The sequence below is a fragment of the Amycolatopsis sp. lyj-23 genome, assembly GCF_046549135.1.
GTDB lineage: Bacteria > Actinomycetota > Actinomycetes > Mycobacteriales > Pseudonocardiaceae > Amycolatopsis.
The window spans coordinates 98332-114048 of sequence record NZ_JAJPWN010000005.1 but is presented as its reverse complement, the minus strand read 5'-3'; the positions used below and the strand labels follow the sequence as shown (position 1 = coordinate 114048).

Below are 15717 nucleotides of genomic sequence, written 5' to 3'. Positions count from 1 at the left end.
ATTGTCCGCCTACTGCCCCAAAAACTCCCTGATCGACAACCCCAGTGACCCGGCATCCAGCCCGTGGGCCAGATCGTGGTCCCCGATCCCCCCGTAGGTCCGGACCTCCGCATCCCGCCGCACGCCCAACGACCGCAGCCGGTGCGGCACATCGGCCAGCGCCTCCGCGACGCAATACGCCGACGTGCCTACCAAGTACGGCTCCACCAGCACCACCGAAGCCGCCGCCGAGCGCACCGCCGAGCGCAAACCGGCGCCGTCGAACGGGCGGATCGTCGATGCGTACAGCACCGTCACGTCCAGGCCCGCCGTTGCGCGCAGTACGCGGTCCAGCACCGGGCCCACCGCCACGACCACGCCCGACGAGCCCGTCCGCAGCCGTGTGAAGCCCACCCCGAGATGCGGGGAAGCGTTCTCCTGCGCCGACAACCTCAAGTACACGCGCCCGTCTCCGGGGATCGACTCCAGCAGCAGGCGGCGGGCCTCCTCCGGGTGGCCGGGTACGTGGATCGTCCAGCCCGGCAGGGCGTCGATCAGCGCGACGTCGGCCGGCGACTGGTGCGTCCGGCCCGCCGTCGGCATGTCGTACGACGCTCCCCACGACACCAGGACGCCGCCCACCTCCTGGTGGGAGAAGTCCAGCTTGATCTGCTCGAACGCGCGCTCCACCAGGAACGGCGGGAACGTGTGCACGATCGGGCGCAACCCCGCCAGCGCCAGGCCGGCGCCCGTGCTGACCAGCAGCTGTTCGCGGATGCCGACGTTGATCACCCGGTCGGGGTGCCGCCGCGCCGCGCCCGCCAACTGGGCTGCCGAGATGTCGGCCAGCACCACCGCGACGTCCGGGTCGGCGTCGATGATCCGTTCGGTGGTGGCGAGGAATTCTTCGCGCATCGACAGCATGGTCAGCCCTTCGGTTCGACGACGGCGACCACGGCCAGCGGCCGGCCGGGGTGGGCGGTGGTGAAGGCCTCGTACAGCGCGTCGTGGTCGCGGCCGGACACCGTGCGCGTCTCCCAGCCCTCGACGCCGAAGCGGCGCGCGATGCCGCCCGGCCAGCCGCGCGTCGACGACTGGTTGTCGATCACCACCGTGGTCAGGTTTTCGAGGCCTTCGCGCGCCGCGACGACGATCGCCTCGTGGTTCGAGCCTTCGTCCAACTCGGCGTCGCCGACGAGCGTCACGACCTTCGCGCCGGTCAGGCCGCGGGCGCGCAGGCCGAGCGCGGTGCCGAACGCGATCGGCAGGCCGTGGCCGAGCGACCCGCTGGAGATTTCGACGCCGGGGATGCGGCGCCGGTCGGGGTGGTGGCCCAGCCGCGACACCGGATCGGACCACGACTCCAGCTCTTCCTCGGCGATGAAACCTTTCGCGGTGAGCACGGCGTAGTAGGCCATCGGCCCGTGGCCCTTGGACAGCAGGAACCGGTCGCGGCCGGGTTCGCGGAAGTTCCCGGGCGTGACGTCGAGCACGCGGTCGTAGAGCACCCACAGGACGTCCAAAGTGGACTCCGCGGCGGCGCTGTGCTTTTCGTCGCCGGTCATCAGCGCGATCAGCCGGGGGAGGCCGGCGTAGCCGGATTCGGTCACAGTGGTCATGGCCCGACGATGCAACCTCGACTAAACTCGAAGTCAAGGATAGCCTGACCTGGTGACCAGGCTCGCTGAACATCTCAGCATCGGACAGGTGGCGGAACGCAGCGGGGTGCCGCACACGGCACTGCGGTTCTACGAGGAGAAGGGGCTGATCAGCTCGGAGCGTTCGGCGGGCAACCAGCGCCGCTACGCGCGCTCGGTGCTGCGCCGGATTGCGTTCATCCGCGCCGCGCAACGGGTCGGGCTTTCGCTCGAGGACATCAGCTCGGCGCTGTCGACGCTGCCGGTGGACCACGCGCCGACGAAGGCGGACTGGGCGCGGCTGTCCCGCGACTGGCAGCAGGAGCTCGACGCGCGGATCGACGCCCTGCAACGGCTCCGCAGCCGCCTCACCGGCTGCGTCGGCTGCGGCTGCCTTTCCCTGCGCAGCTGCGCGCTGTACAACAACGACGACGAGCTGGCGCGCTTCGGTCCGGGCGCGAGCAAACTGCGTCCCGCGGTCGAGGGCGGCATCTAAACCGCTTGCGCGCGGCGCGATGCTGGAACGGCGATGAACGAAAAGCAGCTGACCCGCCTCTCGAAGCGGCTGGCCCGGCACCTGCGCCACGACCCCGCCGCCCTCGGCCTGACGCTCGCCCCCGGCGGCTGGGTGGCGGTCGACGCCCTCTTGCGGGCCCTCGCGATCACCCGCGAGGAGCTCGAGGAAGTGGTCGAGAAGAACAACAAGCGCCGGTTCGCGTTCGACGGAACGGGCACGCGGATCCGCGCGAGCCAGGGCCACAGCGTGGAGGTCGACCTCGACCTGCCGGACGCGACACCACCGGACGTGCTCTTCCACGGCACGGTGGCGACCCACCTCGACGCGATCTTCCGCGAAGGCCTGCGTCCGATGAACCGCCACGCGGTCCACCTCTCGGCGACGATCGAGACGGCGAGGATCGTCGGCGCCCGCCGCGGCAAGCCGGTGGTCCTCCGGGTCGACGCGGCTGCGATGACCAAGGCCGGGCACGCGTTCCAGGTGAGCGCGAACGGGGTCTGGCTGACGTCGGCGGTGCCACCGGAGTACTTGGCGTTCACCAGCTGACCGCCGCCGGCGGGGTCAGCCCGCGTACCCGAAGGGTCGGCTTGCGTACCTGGAGGGTCGGCTTGCGTACCTGGAGGGTCGGCTTGCGTACCTGGAGGGCCGGCTTGCGTACCTGGAGGGCCGGCTTGCGTACCTGGAGGGCCGGCTTGCGTACCTGGAGGGCCGGCTTGCGTACCTGGAGGGTCGGCCGGGTCAGAGGGCGGCGAGCGAGGTGGGGGTTCGGCGGCGGGGGCGGCCCAGGAGGCGGCGGCCCACGTCCAGGAGTTCCGTGCGCAGCTCTTCGTCGCCCAGGCCGGCCAGGTCCGGGGAGCCGCCCGCCATCGCGATGCCCGTCAACGTCACCAGGGCGTTGACCCGGGCCGTCGTGTCCGGGTCCGGGCCCGACAGGATCCCGAGCAGCACCTGGCCGAAGCCCTCCATGCCGCCGTGAGCCGACTTCTCGATCGCGCGGGCGATGCCCGGGTCGCTCGAAAACAGCGCCACCAGCGCCCGGTGGCGGATCACCAGGTCGACGAACCCCTCCAGCAGCAGGTCCACCTGCGCGCCCCGGCGCTTCTGGGCCGCCGCGCGGCGGACGAGCTCGTCCAGGTCGCGCACGCCCGGTTCGGCGACCGCCTCGGTGATCTCCGCCTTCGTCTTGAAGTGGTAGTACACGGCCGCCTTGGTGATGCCCAGCGCGTCGGCGATCATCTGCAGCGACGTGCCCTCGACCCCGTGTTCGGTGAACAGGCGCAGCGCGGTGTGCAGCAGTCGGGTCCGGGTGTCCTCGGCCGGGCCGGCGGTCATTCTTCCTCCTCAGCAGCCGTCGGAGCCTACGTCACGCCCTGTCGATCGGCAAACCGCCTTACTAGCCGACCGGCTAGGAATAAACCTTGCTGTTCGGCAAGTCACATACTTGCCGATCGGCTTGGAGTCCCCCTTGCCGATCGGCTAGCTTGGAGTAGACCCTATGGAGTGAACCGACCCCGTTCGGGCGAAACGGAGCTGACTCGTGGCGACCTTCCTGTACCGGCTCGGCCGGTTTTCCTTCCGGCGCAGAGCGCTGGTCGCGGCCGTCTGGGCGGCGGTCCTGGTGGCGCTGGGCCTCGGCGCGCTGACGCTGTCGAGCCAGCTGTCGAACTCGGTGACGATCCCCGGCACCGAGTCGCAGCGGGCGATCGACCAGCTCACCGAGAAGTTCCCGCAGGCCAACGCGGGTGGCGCCACCGCGCGCGTGGTCATCGAGGCGCCGGACGGCACCACGGTGACCGACGCCAAGGGCAAGGCCGCCGTCGAAGCGCTGGCCGGCCGGCTGAAGTCGGCGCCGAAGGTCGTCGCCGTGGTCGACCCGTTCCAGGCGCGGTCGATCTCCCCCGATCAGCGCGTCGCGCTCGCCCAGGTCAGTTACGGAGCGAAGGCGTACGAGCTGACGGACGAAGATCGTCAGGCGCTGCTCGACACCGCGAACGCCGCTCGCGCCGCCGGGTTCACCGTCGAGTTCGGCGGCGACGCCGTGCAGGGCGTACCCGCGACCGGCGCCACCGAAGGCCTGGGCGTCGCGGTCGCCGCCGTCGTGCTGGTCATCACGTTCGGCTCGCTGCTCGCCGCCGGGATCCCGCTGCTCACCGCGCTGATCGGCGTCGGCACCGGGATGGCGGGCATCTTCCTCGCCTCCGGGTTCCTCGAGCTGAACTCGAACACGCCGGTCCTGGCGCTGATGATCGGCCTGGCCGTCGGGATCGACTACGCGCTGTTCATCGTGTCGCGCTACCGCCACGAACTGAGCATCGGCCGCGAGCCCGAAGAGGCCGCGGGCCGCGCCGCGGGCACCGCCGGGTCCGCCGTCGTCTTCGCCGGGCTGACCGTCATCATCGCGCTGGCCGGCTTGACCGTGATCGGCATCCCGTTCCTCGGCCAGATGGGCGTCGCCGCCGCCGTCACCGTCGCGATCGCCGTGCTGATCGCCCTGACGCTGCTGCCCGCGATCCTCGGCTTCGCCGGGGCCCGCGTCGCCGGCGGCCGGATCCGGCTGCGCCGCAAGCCGGTCGAACCGACGCACGGCGAACGCTGGGCGCGGTTCGTCGGCCGGCACCGGATCCCGGTGCTGCTCGTCGCGCTGGCCGGGATGGCCGTCGTCGCGCTGCCCGCGCTGAGCATGCAGCTCGGCCTGCCCAACGACAGCACCGCGGCGCCGGAGTCGACGCAGCGCAAGGCGTACGAGATCGCCAGCCGCAGCTTCGGCGAAGGCTCGAACGGGCCGCTGCTGGTCGTCGTCGACGTCTCGCAGAGCGCCAACCGCCAGGCCGCCCTCGGCCAAGCTGCGGCCGACATCCAGAAGCTGCCCGACGTCGCCGCCGTCACTCCGCCGCGGGTCAACCAGGCGGGTGACACGGCGTTGCTGACGGTGATCCCGAAGAGTGGTCCGAGCAGCCAGCAGACCGAGGACCTGGTCGCCGCGATCCGCACGGAGTCCGGCAAGCTGGACGCGAAGCTGGCGGTCACCGGCCAGACCGCGGCGAACATCGACGTCTCCGAGAAGCTGTCGGACGCGATGCTCCCGTACCTGGCGCTGATCGTCGGGCTGGCGTTCGTGCTGCTGATGCTGGTGTTCCGCTCGGTGGTGGTGCCGCTGAAGGCGACGATCGGCTTCCTCGGCTCGGTCGCGGCCACGTTCGGCGCGGTGGTCGCGGTGTTCCAGTGGGGCTGGCTGACGGACGTGCTCGGCGTTTCCTCGACCGGCCCGATCATGAGCATGCTGCCGATCCTGCTGATCGGCGTGCTGTTCGGCTTGGCGATGGACTACCAGGTGTTCCTGGTGACGCGGATGCGCGAGGAGCACGTCCACGGCGCGCAGCCGCAGGAGGCGGTGGTGACGGGCTTCCGCCACGGCGCCCGCGTGGTGGTCGCGGCGGCGCTGATCATGATCAGCGTGTTCGCCGGCTTCGTGCTGGCGGAGTCGTCGTTGATCCAGTCGATCGGTTTCGCACTGGCGTTCGGCGTGCTGGTGGACGCGTTCGTGGTCCGCATGACGCTGGTACCGGCGGTGATGTCCCTCCTCGGCCGCGGCGCGTGGTGGCTGCCGAAGTGGCTGGACCGCGTGCTGCCGGACGTGGACGTGGAGGGCGAGAAGCTGACGAAGCAGCTGGACGACGCCCCTGGCGACGACGGACGCGAACTGGTCGGCGCGAACCGCTAGCACCGAATTCCCCGGCCCGGTCGTGACGTGACAAAACCACGTCACGGCCGGGCTTTGTCGTTCCCGCAGCGAGCACGAATTACACTACGACGTGTGACGGGGACGACAGTATTGATCACGGTCGAGGGTGAAGACGACGCGCTCGGCCTGCTGGACTGGCTCGAACAAGACTTCCCTGGAAATGCGCGTCTGGACAACCAGTCCGCCGGCAAGGGCACGATGGGCCCGGCCCTCGACACGGTCTCGCTGGTCATCACCAGCGGGTTCACCGCGATGACCACAGCTCTCGTCGCCTACCTCAGAACGCGGGGCATGAAGGTCGACATCACGGTGAAGGCAGGCGACAAAACCGTTTCTCTCAAAGGGGAGCGCATCCACCGGACCGCCGTGAAGGACCTGAACGACACCGCGATCGCGTTGGCCAAGCAACTCGGCGAGGAATGAATGCGCCTGGCCGACCCCGCGGGCTCCAAAGCGATTCTCATCGGCGCCGCCCAGTACGACGACCCGGCGCTGGATGACATCGCCCAGGCAAGAGCCAACGTCGACGACCTCGCTGCCGTCCTCGCCGACCCGGAGCTCGGCGGCTTCCTGCCGGGCAACGTCCGCACGATGGTCAACCCGCGGCACAAGGACGACGCGGGGCTGGAGATCGCGCGCTGGTGCCGCACCGCGACCGATACCCTGATCGTGTACTACGCCGGCCACGGACTCGTGGACATCAACAGCGAGCTCCTCCTGGCCACGAGCGACACGATCGAAGCGGAGAAGGAATTCCACTCGCTGCGCGTCGAGACGTTGCGCCGGGCGGTGAACAAGAGCGACGCCAGGATCAAGATCGTCATTCTGGACTGCTGCTACTCCGGCCGCGCCTTCGGCAAGGCCATGGCGAACGAGGCGTCCGGGGTGCTCGACCAGATCGAGACCTCGGGCACGTGCGGCCTCGCTTCCGCGCCCCGGCACCTGGCCTCCCTGTTCGTCGAGGGCGAGCGGCACACGGTCTTCTCCGGAGAGCTCATCAGGGTGCTGCGGGAAGGACTGCCCGACGAGGGGGCGCTGCTGTCGTTGTCCGCGGTCTACCGGGAACTCCGCAGCCGGATGCGGAAACGCGAGCACCCCGAGCCGAAGATCACGCACAGCGACTCGGTGAGCGACTTCGCCCTGGTGCGCAACCGCGCCTACCGCCCGGCGCCGGCCGCGCCTGCTCGGGCCGTGGCCCCACCGCCGCCTCGGCCGGCGGCACCACCGGTCCAACGCCCGTCGCCGCTGCACACCATCGCCGAAGCCGACGCTCTCGTGAGCGGCTTCCCCCGCGGCGGCACCACGAACACCCAACTCGCCTCGGCCGCGATGCACCCCACCTGGCCGGTGCTCGCCCGGCTGCGGTTCGTCTCGGAGCTGGCAGTCGCCGGAGAAACGTTCTTCGCCGAGCAGGCCTTGCAGGGCTTTGGGGTACCGGACACGGCCCGGGCGGTCTCCGCCGTCAAGCGGTTGTGCAAGGACTTGGCCAAGGGCCGGATGTGGGAGAAGAACGACGAGTGGGACGTCGGCGAACTGGTCCCGGACGGCGCGGAAGTGACGGACGTCGATGCCAGGCAGCTCTGGGGCATCGCCATGGCGATGCTGCTCGCCGCCGCCGAGCTGCCCGAGCCCGTGCGCATCCAAGCGATCCGGGAACTCGCCGATCTCGGCCACCGCGACGAGGCGGAGTGGATTGCGCAGGGCATGCTCCGCGATCAGCACGCCGTTCCCGCGCTGGTCGCCGACGTCATGGTTTTCCTGAGCCAGGCAGCAGACGGAACACCGGGTCGGACCGGCGCAACTCCTCCAGCACCCGGGCGATCCCGCCCGGCCGAGCCCCCGACCTGATGAGGAAGGCCAGTTCGGTGAGCGCCCGCATCCCCCAGCGGACGGCGATCAAAGCTGCACCGGCCGCACCCACTTCGAGGGCGGTCACCAGCCAGCCCGCCAGTTCCCCGACGATCGCCGTGACCAGCGCCGCCACGGCGGCGAGGCCGACCGCGAGCGCACCGAAAGCCGAGAAACCGGACTTGCTGCCGGCCGCGTCGATGAACACCCTGTCCGGCACCACTTCCCACGTCCCGCGGCCGACGAGCCAATAGAGGAGCAGGAACCCGAGGAGCGGGACGATCAGGTACCCGCCGAGGACCGCCCCCGACGTCAGCAGGGCGTCGACGAACGACGGCAGGTCGAACGACGCCATGATGGTGATCAGCACCGCCGCCACGCCCACCCCCGCGCTCGCGGCCAGCAGCAAGTGGCTCCCGTCGTAGGTCGTCACCGAACCCGCGCGGGTGAAGCCGTCATAGAGGAAGAGAGATGCCGCATCGACGACGAACGCGGCGGCGAAGGACGCAGTGCCCACGTTCATCAAGCTGTCCCAGCCGGAACCGAAGTCGACGAAGATGTCGGCCAGCAACGACGCCACCGCGAACAACGGCAGCCTGACGATGGCGTCGTCCCCATCGTTGGCGAAGGACACGGCGATCGCGCCGATGCCGACCAGGCACGCCACCACGATGCCGAACAGCGGCTGCGGAGCGTGGATCCGCTCGTCGAAGTGCGTCAACCTCTGGGCGACCACCGCTGCGATGCCGACGGCCAGCACGAAGATCCCGTAGCCGTAGCCGTTCTGGGCGAGCGCCGTCAGCAGCAGCAGCGTGCCGATGCCGATCGCGACCCACGAACCGCCCGCGACCACGCCCGTGGTCTGCGGCGGAACGGCGAGGACCAGGTGCGCCAGCAGTCCGGCGACACCCAGGATGATCACGAGAAGTCCCGCTCTGCCCACGGTCGGTCATCATACCGCCGGGCGGCTTCGCGTCAGCTCGAGAACCAGAAGATCGCGCCGCCGATGGCGAGGGCTGCGGCCACTCCCAGGACCACCGCCATGAACTTCGCCGTCTTCCAGGTCGAGTACACCCCGCCCAGCAGGAAGCCGCCCAGGGCCAGCAGGAGGACTCCGACCACTCCGTTGCTCACAGGACGCCCTTCGTCGACGGGATGCCGCCCGCCCTCGGGTCCGGTTCCGTGGCCGCGCGCAGGGCCCTTGCCACCGCCTTGTACTCCGCCTCCGCGATGTGGTGGGGGTCGCGGCCGTGGATCACCCTCACGTGCAACGCGATCTGCGCGTGGAACGCCAGCGAGTCGAACACGTGGCGCGTCAGCACGAACGGGTAGTTGCCGCCGATCGTGAAGGTGTTGAACTGCTCCGGCTCGCCCACGTGGACGCAGTACGGGCGGCCCGACACGTCGATCGCCGCGTGGGCCAGTGTCTCGTCCATCGGGATCCAGGCGTCGCCGAAGCGGCGGATGCCGCTCTTGTCGCCCAGGGCCTGGCGGATCGCCTGGCCCAGGACGATCGCCGTGTCCTCGACCGTGTGGTGGGCGTCGATGTGGACGTCGCCCGTGGCGTCGACCTTGAGGTCCAGCGAACCGTGGACGCCGAACGCCGTCAGCATGTGGTCGTAGAACGGGACGCCGGTCGAGATCTCGACCTCGCCCGTCCCGTCGAGGTCCAGCTGCACGGAGATCGAGGACTCCTTGGTGGTCCGTTCGACCTTGCCGATGCGGGTCATCGCGAGACTTCCTTACTCGCCTCGAGGAAGGCGTCGTTCTCTTCCGGGGTGCCGATGCTCACGCGCAGGTGACCGGGGATGCCAGGGTCGCGGATCAGCACCCCGCGGTCCAAATAGGACTGCCATGCGTCCGCAGGCGAGGAAAACCGTCCGAAGAGGACGAAGTTGGCGTCGCTGGGCACCGGGTCGTAACCCAGGCCCGCCAACGCTTCCACGACCCGATCGCGCTCGGCCGCCAGCTTGTGCACGCTGCCCAAAGTGGCGTCCGCGTGCCGCAGCGCCGCCCGGGCGGCCGCCTGCGTCAGCCGGGACAGGTGGTACGGCAGCCGCACCAGCTGCAGCGCGTCGACCACCGCCGGCGCCGCCGCCAGGTAGCCGAGCCGGCCGCCCGCGAACGCGAACGCCTTGCTCATCGTGCGCGACACGATCAACGACGACGGGTAGTCCGCCAGCAGCGAGACCGCGCTCGGCTGCGACGAGAACTCCGCGTACGCCTCGTCGACGACCACGATCCCGGTGGCCGCGTCGAGCAGCGCGCGCAGCTCCGGCAACGGGATCGAGCCACCCGTCGGGTTGTTCGGGCTGGTCACGAACACGATGTCCGGCCGCCGTTCCGCAATGACCGCGGCCGCCGCGGCCGTGTCCAGCGTGAAGTCTTCGCGGCGCGGCGTCGGCACCCACTCGGTGCGGGTGCCCGAGGCGATGATCGGGTGCATCGAGTACGACGGCTCGAAGCCGAGCGCGCTGCGCCCGGGGCCGCCGAACGCCTGCAGGATCTGCTGCAGCACCTCGTTGGACCCGTTCGCCGCCCAGACGTTCGCCTCCGACAGCACCACCCGCGTCGACACGCTCAGGTAGTCCGCCAGGTCCTGCCGCAGCGCCACCGCGTCGCGGTCCGGGTAGCGGTGCAGCTCGGCCGCCTCGAGCCGGACCGCCTCGGCCACGTCCGCGACCAGCGCAGGCGGCGGCGGGTACGGGTTTTCGTTCGTGTTGAGCCGGATCGGGACGTCCAGCTGCGGTGCGCCGTAGGGCGACTTGCCGCGCAGGTCCTCCCGCAGCGGCAGCTGGTCCAGCGTGACCTCTTCGCCGATCGTCATCGGACCGCTCCTCCGAACCGCGCGGTGACGGCCTCGCCGTGCGCGGGCAGGTCCTCGGCGTCGGCCAGCGCGACGACGCGGCCGGCGACCTCGCGCAGCGCGTCCTCGGTGTAGTCCACGACGTGGATGCCCTTGAGGAAGCTCTGCACGGACAGGCCCGAGGAGTGGCGGGCGAACCCGCCGGTGGGCAGGACGTGGTTGGACCCGGCGCAGTAGTCGCCCAGCGAAACCGGGGCGTACGCGCCGACGAAGATCGCGCCCGCGTTGCGGACCCGGGCCGCGACCGAACGCGCGTCCGCCGTCTGGATCTCCAGGTGCTCGGCGGCGTAGGCGTCGACGACCCGCAGCCCGTCGTCCACTGTGGACACCAAGATGACGCCGGACTGCTTGCCGCCCAGGGCTTCGGCGACCCGCGAGCTGTGCTTCGTCGCAGCGACGCGGTTCACCAGCTCCTTGTCGACCGCGTCGGCCAGCTCGATCGACGTCGTCACCAGGACGCTCGCGGCGAGCGGGTCGTGCTCGGCCTGGCTGATCAGGTCGGCGGCGACGTGCACCGGGTCGGCCGTCTCGTCGGCGAGGATGGCGATCTCGGTCGGCCCGGCCTCGGCGTCGATGCCGATCAGGCCGCGCAGCAGCCGCTTGGCCGCGGTCAGGTAGATGTTGCCCGGCCCGGTGACGATGTCGACCGGGGCGAGCTCGGCGCCGTCGGTGTCCGTGCCGCCGTACGCCAGCAGCGCGACGGCCTGCGCGCCGCCGGCCGCCCACACCTCGTCGACGCCGAGCAGCTCGGCCGCGGCGAGGATGGTCGGGTGCGGCAGGCCGTCGAACGCGGCCTGCGGCGGCGAGCAGACGACCAGCGAGCCGACGCCGGCGATCTGCGCCGGGACGACGTTCATCACCACGGTGGAGGGGTACACGGCCAGCCCGCCCGGGGCGTACAGCCCGACCCGCTCGACCGGCACCCACTTCTCGGTGACCGTGCCGCCCTCGACGACGGTCGTCGTGACGTCGGTGCGGCGCTGCTCGGCGTGCACCTTCCGGGCGCGGGTGATCGACTCCTCGAGCGCGGCGCGCACGGCCGGGTCCAGCTGCGCCAGTGCCTGCGTCAACGCGGCCCGCGGCACCCGCACGGACGCGGGCCGCACCTTGTCGAACTTTTCGGTGTACTCGAGGACGGCGTCGACACCGCGGTCGCGGACCGCCTCGACCACCGGGCGCACGTGGTGCAGCGCCGCGTCCACGTCGTATTCGGCGCGGGGCAGCGTGGCGCGCAGTTCGGCGGCGGTCGGGACCTGCCCGCGCAGGTCGGTGCGGTTCAGCATGCCCACCAGGGTACGAGGTCACGCCCAGCCGCTTTTCAGCGATACTCCCCGGTGACGGCCGATCCCAGCATGCAGGAGGCAGCGGTGGCGCGAATCGCGTTGTGCCAGGTCAACTCGGGCGACGATCCGGAGGCGAACCTGAAACTCGTTCGCTCCGGCGTGGAGGCCGCGGCGGCGGACGGCGCGCGGATCGTCGTGTTCCCCGAGGCGACCATGGCCCGCTTCGGCCGGCCGCTCGAACCGGTCGCCGAGCCGCTCGACGGACCCTGGGCGTCGGCCGTGGCCGCGGTGGCCGCCGAGCACGACGTCGTGGTCGTCGCCGGGATGTTCACCCCGGCCGGCGACGGGCGCGTCCGCAACACGCTGCTGATCACCGGCGGCGGGCACCACCGCGGCTACGACAAGATCCACCTCTACGACGCGTTCGGGTTCGCCGAGTCCGACACGGTGGCGCCGGGTTCCACGGCGACGACGTTCGAGCTGGACGGCGTCGTCCACGGCGTCGCGACCTGCTACGACGTGCGGTTCCCGGAGCTGTTCCGGGCGCTGGCGGACGACGGCGCCGACGTCGTGCTGCTGCCGACGTCATGGGGGGCGGGCGCGGGCAAGCGCGAGCAGTGGGAGGTCCTGGTGCGGGCGCGGGCGCTGGATTCGGGCTGCTGGGTGCTGGGCTGCGGCCAGGCCGACCCCGCGGCGACCGGCCTCACGGTCAACCCGAAGGCACCGACGGGCATCGGGTACTCGCTGGTCGCGGACGGCTTCGGCCGGGTGGTCGCTCAGGCGGGTCCCGCTCCCGAGACCCTCCTGGTGGACGTGGACCCGGCGGTCTCGGCCCAGGCCCGCGCAGCCACGGGAGCCCTGGCCAACCGGCGGCTCTGAAGCCGGAACTCGCGTGATCCGGCCCGGAACTCGCGTGATCGAGGCCGGAACTCGCGTGATCGGAGCCGTAACTCGCGAGTTCCGGCTTCAATCACGCGAGTTGCGGCGCTGATCACGCGAGTTCCGGCTAGCGGAGGAGGCCTTCGCGGATGGCGACGCGGACGAAGCCCGCGCGGCGGCGTTCGCCGGTCTTGTCGCGGATGCGGTCCAGGTACGAGCGGACCGTGCGGACGCTGATGTTCAGGATCTCCGCCACGTCGACGTCCCGCTCGCCCGCCGCCACCAGGCGCAGCACCTGCTTCTCGCGCTCCGACAGCACGATCTTCGGGCCCGCGTGCCGCTCCTCGCTGTCCTGGATGATCATCCCGGCCAGCGTCGGCGACACGTACGCGTTGTCGTCGGCGATCGTGCGGATCGCGCGCAGGAGCTCGTCGCCGTCGACGTCCTTCGACAGGAAGCCCTTCGCGCCCGCCTGCATCGCGCCGAGGACCTCCGGCTGTTCCGCGTGGGCGGACACCACCAGCACCTTGTGCCCCATCTGCCCCACTTCCAGGACCGCGGCCGCGTCCTGGACACCCCGGAGCTTCAGGTCGAGCACGACGACGCTGCCCGCCGGCTGGTCCTGGACCGCGAACCGGGCCACCGAGTCGGCGACCGCGCCCAGCTCGATGTCCGCGGCCTCGGTCAGCACGCGGGTCAGCGCGTACCGGTAGAGCGGGTGGTCTTCGATGACCCCCACCGCGATGCGCCCGCTCATTTGCGGCCGCCGCGCCGGGGGCCCGCCTCGCCGATCAGGCCGCGGCGGATGGCCTCCTTGACCAGGCCCGGCCGCCGCCGTTCGCCCGTCTTGTCGCGGATGCGGTCGAGGTAGCCGCGGACCGTCCGGACGCCGATGCCGAGGATCAACGCGATGTCGACGTCCCGCTCCCCCGCCGCCACCAGCCGCAGCACCTGCTCCTCGCGCGGGGACAGCTCCGCTTCGGCCGACACGGCGGGCCGGTCGGCGTTGTCCTTCATGATCATCCCGGCGACCACCGCCGAGACGTACGCGCCGCCGTCGGCGACCGTCTTGATCGCGATCAGCAGCTCGTCCGCGTCGACGTCCTTCGACAGGAACCCGCGCGCCCCCGCGGCGATCGCGCCGAGCACGACCTCCGGCTCGGCCTGCGCGGACACGACGAGGACGTGGTGCCCGAGCTCGCACACCTCCAGCACGGCCGCCGCCCCGGCGACGCCCGGCAGGCCCAGGTCGAGCAGGACCACGCTGCCCGGCGGCTGCCGGTGCACGTGGAACCGGGCGACCGAATCGACGACCGCGCCGAGCTCGACGAAGTCGGCCTCGGCCAGCACCCGTTCCACGGAGACGCGGTACAGCGGGTGGTCTTCGACGACCGCGACCCGGACCCGCCCCTGGTCCAGCTCACCCTCGGTCGGACGCTCTTGTGTCATGTGCACGACTTTCACCCCGTTCCACCCGACGGAGCCGGCCGCCCGGCCGTGGCCGGGTCCAGCGCGGGGCCCGTCGGCACCAATGCCAGCAAACTACCGGTGACCGGCGGCCTGGCCACGCTTCCGTAACCGAGCGAAGCCAAAGCCTGCCCGTTCACCACCGGGTACTTGCGGCCCGTATCGGTCACCAGGTAGGCGGTGACCGAACCGGCCTCGACGACGACAGCACCTCCGGACGGAGGGACGAAAACCTCGTCGGCCACCCGTGCTTCGGTCCGGGTGGCGACCTGGATGGCTTTGGCGCCGGCGGGAAGCGGGAATTCGGCCGAAACGAGCAACCGGCTGCCCTGAACGCACAGCGCGACGGAACCGCCGGTGATCGGCGCCTTGCCGGGGATGCGGTCGGGGTAGGCGGCCGGGTCGGCCCCGCCGGCGCGCGGCGCGGCGACCTTCGCGACGGCGGCGACGTCGGCTGCGCGGACCTCCACCGGCGCGGGTGGCCCGGCGTAGGCGGCGGCGTTGGCCGCCGTCGTCACCAGCAGGCTCGCCTCCGTCTGCCCGACCGGCTCGAGGCCCTCGCGGTGGACCAGGTAGTACGACGTGGCCGCACCGGGCGCGGCCATGGCGTCGACGACGGCGAGGACTTCGCCGACCCGGGTGCCGCGCCCGCCCACCGCCGGTCCCGGGTCGCCGGCGCCGCCGACCGGCAGCGCGGTGAGGTCGCGCCCGGCCGGGACGGTGTCGATCCACCGCGAGGACACCGCGATCGTCGGGTAGCTGTCGAACTGCAGCGCGGTCGCGGCCTCGTCGCTCAGCTTGTAGCGCCGTCCGCCGGCCAGCAGGAACCGCTCCCCCTGCGGCAGCCGCACGATCACGCCCTGGTCCCGCGGCAGTTCGACGCCGGACGCGGGCGCGGCGAGCAGGACGGCGGTGCGCGGCTCGGCCGACGCGGGCGCGTCCTGCGTGGTCCGGCTGCAGCTCGTCCAGGGGACGTCCACGAGCGCGTGGGGCGACGGCAGCGAGTCGGGGGCGCCGGGGATGCCGATCTGGGTGCCGCGGCCCGCCTTGCCGAGGTTCTCCGGCGACACGGACACGGTCGCGTCGCCGGTGCCGCCGGCCAGCAGCCGCGCGGACGCGTAGTTGAGGACCGGGTGCAGCACGCCGTCGGCGCCGAGCACGAACCGCGCGCCGGTGCCCTCCTCGACGATCACCTTGCCGCCGGCCAGCCAGTCCTTGCCGCCGGCGGGGTTCAGCAGCCCGATGATGCCGAACACGGCGGTGACCAGGAGCGCGGCCACGACGCCGAGGACCGTGCCCAGCACGAGCCGGCGGCTGGGCGAGACGGGGTGGTTGGCGTCGGCGGCGACGAGCGCGGAAACCAGCCTGCGGCGGAGGAACTGGTACGCCTGGATCTGGTCCCGCTGCGTCCACACGCTGCTGTGCCCCCGGCTGTGTGCGTCGACCTCCCGAGCGCCCGATGCTAGGCACCCGACCGGGGTGCGGCGAGGGTAATTTTT

At 71.5% G+C, this 15717-nt stretch carries 17 protein-coding genes; 6 read left to right on the top strand and 11 right to left on the bottom strand.

From position 1 onward, the window contains the following. Window positions 1-9: 9 nt before the first annotated feature. The gene (locus ACLJPY_RS13145) at window positions 10-903 is read right to left on the bottom strand and encodes a transketolase family protein (RefSeq protein WP_410588477.1); all 894 of its coding nucleotides are present in this window, start codon (window positions 901-903) and stop codon (window positions 10-12) included. A gap of 2 nt (window positions 904-905) precedes the next feature. Beyond that, window positions 906-1598, bottom strand: coding sequence for a thiamine pyrophosphate-dependent enzyme (locus tag ACLJPY_RS13140; RefSeq protein WP_410588476.1), 693 nt, complete (start codon window positions 1596-1598; stop codon window positions 906-908). A gap of 52 nt (window positions 1599-1650) precedes the next feature. Between ACLJPY_RS13140 and soxR the strand changes: the two genes are divergently transcribed. Continuing rightward, entirely contained in the window at window positions 1651-2112 is a 462-nt protein-coding gene (soxR, locus tag ACLJPY_RS13135) for a redox-sensitive transcriptional activator SoxR (RefSeq protein WP_410588474.1), read from the top strand. A gap of 33 nt (window positions 2113-2145) precedes the next feature. Beyond that, window positions 2146-2679 carry an RNA 2'-phosphotransferase gene (locus ACLJPY_RS13130; protein WP_410588473.1) on the top strand — a complete coding sequence of 178 codons (534 nt, stop codon included), beginning with the start codon at window positions 2146-2148 and terminating at the stop codon, window positions 2677-2679. A 192-nt stretch (window positions 2680-2871) separates the two neighbouring features. Here the strand turns inward: ACLJPY_RS13130 and ACLJPY_RS13125 are convergent, their stop codons facing one another. Continuing rightward, complete coding sequence (locus ACLJPY_RS13125) at window positions 2872-3465, bottom strand: TetR/AcrR family transcriptional regulator (RefSeq protein WP_410588471.1); 594 nt, start codon at window positions 3463-3465, stop codon at window positions 2872-2874. Between the two features lie 205 nt (window positions 3466-3670). Between ACLJPY_RS13125 and ACLJPY_RS13120 the strand changes: the two genes are divergently transcribed. The 3 genes from ACLJPY_RS13120 to ACLJPY_RS13110 all read left to right on the top strand — a co-directional run bounded on the left by ACLJPY_RS13120 (window position 3671) and on the right by ACLJPY_RS13110 (window position 7723). Next, window positions 3671-5854, top strand: coding sequence for an MMPL family transporter (locus tag ACLJPY_RS13120; protein ID WP_410588470.1), 2184 nt, complete (start codon window positions 3671-3673; stop codon window positions 5852-5854). Window positions 5855-5947: 93 nt separating this feature from the next. Further along, window positions 5948-6298, top strand: coding sequence for an effector-associated constant component EACC1 (locus ACLJPY_RS13115; RefSeq protein WP_410588468.1), 351 nt, complete (start codon window positions 5948-5950; stop codon window positions 6296-6298). After that, window positions 6299-7723, top strand: a complete 1425-nt coding sequence (locus ACLJPY_RS13110; RefSeq protein WP_410588466.1) for a caspase domain-containing protein — start codon at window positions 6299-6301, stop codon at window positions 7721-7723. It begins immediately after the preceding gene. On the opposite strand, the gene ACLJPY_RS13105 is transcribed toward ACLJPY_RS13110, so the two are convergent. From ACLJPY_RS13105 to hisD, 5 genes are read right to left on the bottom strand one after another with little or no spacing between them, the layout of a single operon-like run. After that, a complete protein-coding gene (locus ACLJPY_RS13105) occupies window positions 7623-8645 on the bottom strand; it encodes a hypothetical protein (protein WP_410588464.1) in 1023 nt (340 codons plus the stop codon). The two genes, ACLJPY_RS13110 and ACLJPY_RS13105, sit on opposite strands and share 101 nt — an antisense overlap. Window positions 8646-8698: 53 nt before the next feature. Further along, window positions 8699-8857, bottom strand: coding sequence for a hypothetical protein (locus ACLJPY_RS13100; protein ID WP_410568863.1), 159 nt, complete (start codon window positions 8855-8857; stop codon window positions 8699-8701). Beyond that, window positions 8854-9453 (bottom strand): imidazoleglycerol-phosphate dehydratase HisB, encoded by a 600-nt coding sequence (gene hisB / locus ACLJPY_RS13095; RefSeq protein WP_410588463.1) that lies wholly within the window; start codon window positions 9451-9453, stop codon window positions 8854-8856. Before hisB ends, ACLJPY_RS13100 begins: the two co-directional genes overlap by 4 nt. Then, on the bottom strand, window positions 9450-10550 hold the full coding sequence (locus ACLJPY_RS13090; RefSeq protein WP_410588462.1) for a histidinol-phosphate transaminase: 1101 nt from the start codon (window positions 10548-10550) through the stop codon (window positions 9450-9452). The genes hisB and ACLJPY_RS13090 overlap by 4 nt, the downstream gene beginning before the upstream one ends. Beyond that, a complete protein-coding gene (gene hisD / locus ACLJPY_RS13085) occupies window positions 10547-11872 on the bottom strand; it encodes a histidinol dehydrogenase (RefSeq protein WP_410588460.1) in 1326 nt (441 codons plus the stop codon). Before hisD ends, ACLJPY_RS13090 begins: the two co-directional genes overlap by 4 nt. 84 nt (window positions 11873-11956) lie before the next feature. Here hisD and ACLJPY_RS13080 point away from each other — a divergent pair, with 84 nt between their 5' ends. Continuing rightward, the gene (locus ACLJPY_RS13080; RefSeq protein ID WP_410588458.1) at window positions 11957-12751 is read left to right on the top strand and encodes a carbon-nitrogen hydrolase family protein; all 795 of its coding nucleotides are present in this window, start codon (window positions 11957-11959) and stop codon (window positions 12749-12751) included. Window positions 12752-12878: 127 nt separating this feature from the next. Here the strand turns inward: ACLJPY_RS13080 and ACLJPY_RS13075 are convergent, their stop codons facing one another. The 3 genes from ACLJPY_RS13075 to eccB are packed head-to-tail and all read right to left on the bottom strand — an operon-like array spanning window position 12879 to window position 15633. Then, window positions 12879-13508, bottom strand: coding sequence for a response regulator (locus tag ACLJPY_RS13075; protein WP_410568868.1), 630 nt, complete (start codon window positions 13506-13508; stop codon window positions 12879-12881). Further along, window positions 13505-14200 carry a response regulator gene (locus ACLJPY_RS13070; RefSeq protein WP_410588456.1) on the bottom strand — a complete coding sequence of 232 codons (696 nt, stop codon included), beginning with the start codon at window positions 14198-14200 and terminating at the stop codon, window positions 13505-13507. The genes ACLJPY_RS13075 and ACLJPY_RS13070 overlap by 4 nt, the downstream gene beginning before the upstream one ends. 11 nt (window positions 14201-14211) lie before the next feature. Continuing rightward, on the bottom strand, window positions 14212-15633 hold the full coding sequence (gene eccB / locus ACLJPY_RS13065; RefSeq protein WP_410588454.1) for a type VII secretion protein EccB: 1422 nt from the start codon (window positions 15631-15633) through the stop codon (window positions 14212-14214). Between the last annotated feature and the right edge of the window lie 84 nt (window positions 15634-15717).

Bases quoted from the DNA above. Each gene is read 5' to 3' on its own strand.
- ACLJPY_RS13075 (WP_410568868.1), bottom strand. From the start codon at position 13,508: ATGAGCGGGCGCATCGCGGTGGGGGTCATCGAAGACCACCCGCTCTAC.
- ACLJPY_RS13130 (WP_410588473.1), top strand. From the start codon at position 2,146: ATGAACGAAAAGCAGCTGACCCGCCTCTCGAAGCGGCTGGCCCGGCAC.
- ACLJPY_RS13110 (WP_410588466.1), top strand. From the start codon at position 6,299: ATGCGCCTGGCCGACCCCGCGGGCTCCAAAGCGATTCTCATCGGCGCC.
- ACLJPY_RS13145 (WP_410588477.1), bottom strand. From the start codon at position 903: ATGCTGTCGATGCGCGAAGAATTCCTCGCCACCACCGAACGGATCATC.
- hisB (WP_410588463.1), bottom strand. From the start codon at position 9,453: ATGACCCGCATCGGCAAGGTCGAACGGACCACCAAGGAGTCCTCGATC.
- ACLJPY_RS13125 (WP_410588471.1), bottom strand. From the start codon at position 3,465: ATGACCGCCGGCCCGGCCGAGGACACCCGGACCCGACTGCTGCACACC.
- ACLJPY_RS13090 (WP_410588462.1), bottom strand. From the start codon at position 10,550: ATGACGATCGGCGAAGAGGTCACGCTGGACCAGCTGCCGCTGCGGGAG.
- ACLJPY_RS13070 (WP_410588456.1), bottom strand. From the start codon at position 14,200: ATGACACAAGAGCGTCCGACCGAGGGTGAGCTGGACCAGGGGCGGGTC.
- ACLJPY_RS13140 (WP_410588476.1), bottom strand. From the start codon at position 1,598: ATGACCACTGTGACCGAATCCGGCTACGCCGGCCTCCCCCGGCTGATC.
- hisD (WP_410588460.1), bottom strand. From the start codon at position 11,872: ATGCTGAACCGCACCGACCTGCGCGGGCAGGTCCCGACCGCCGCCGAA.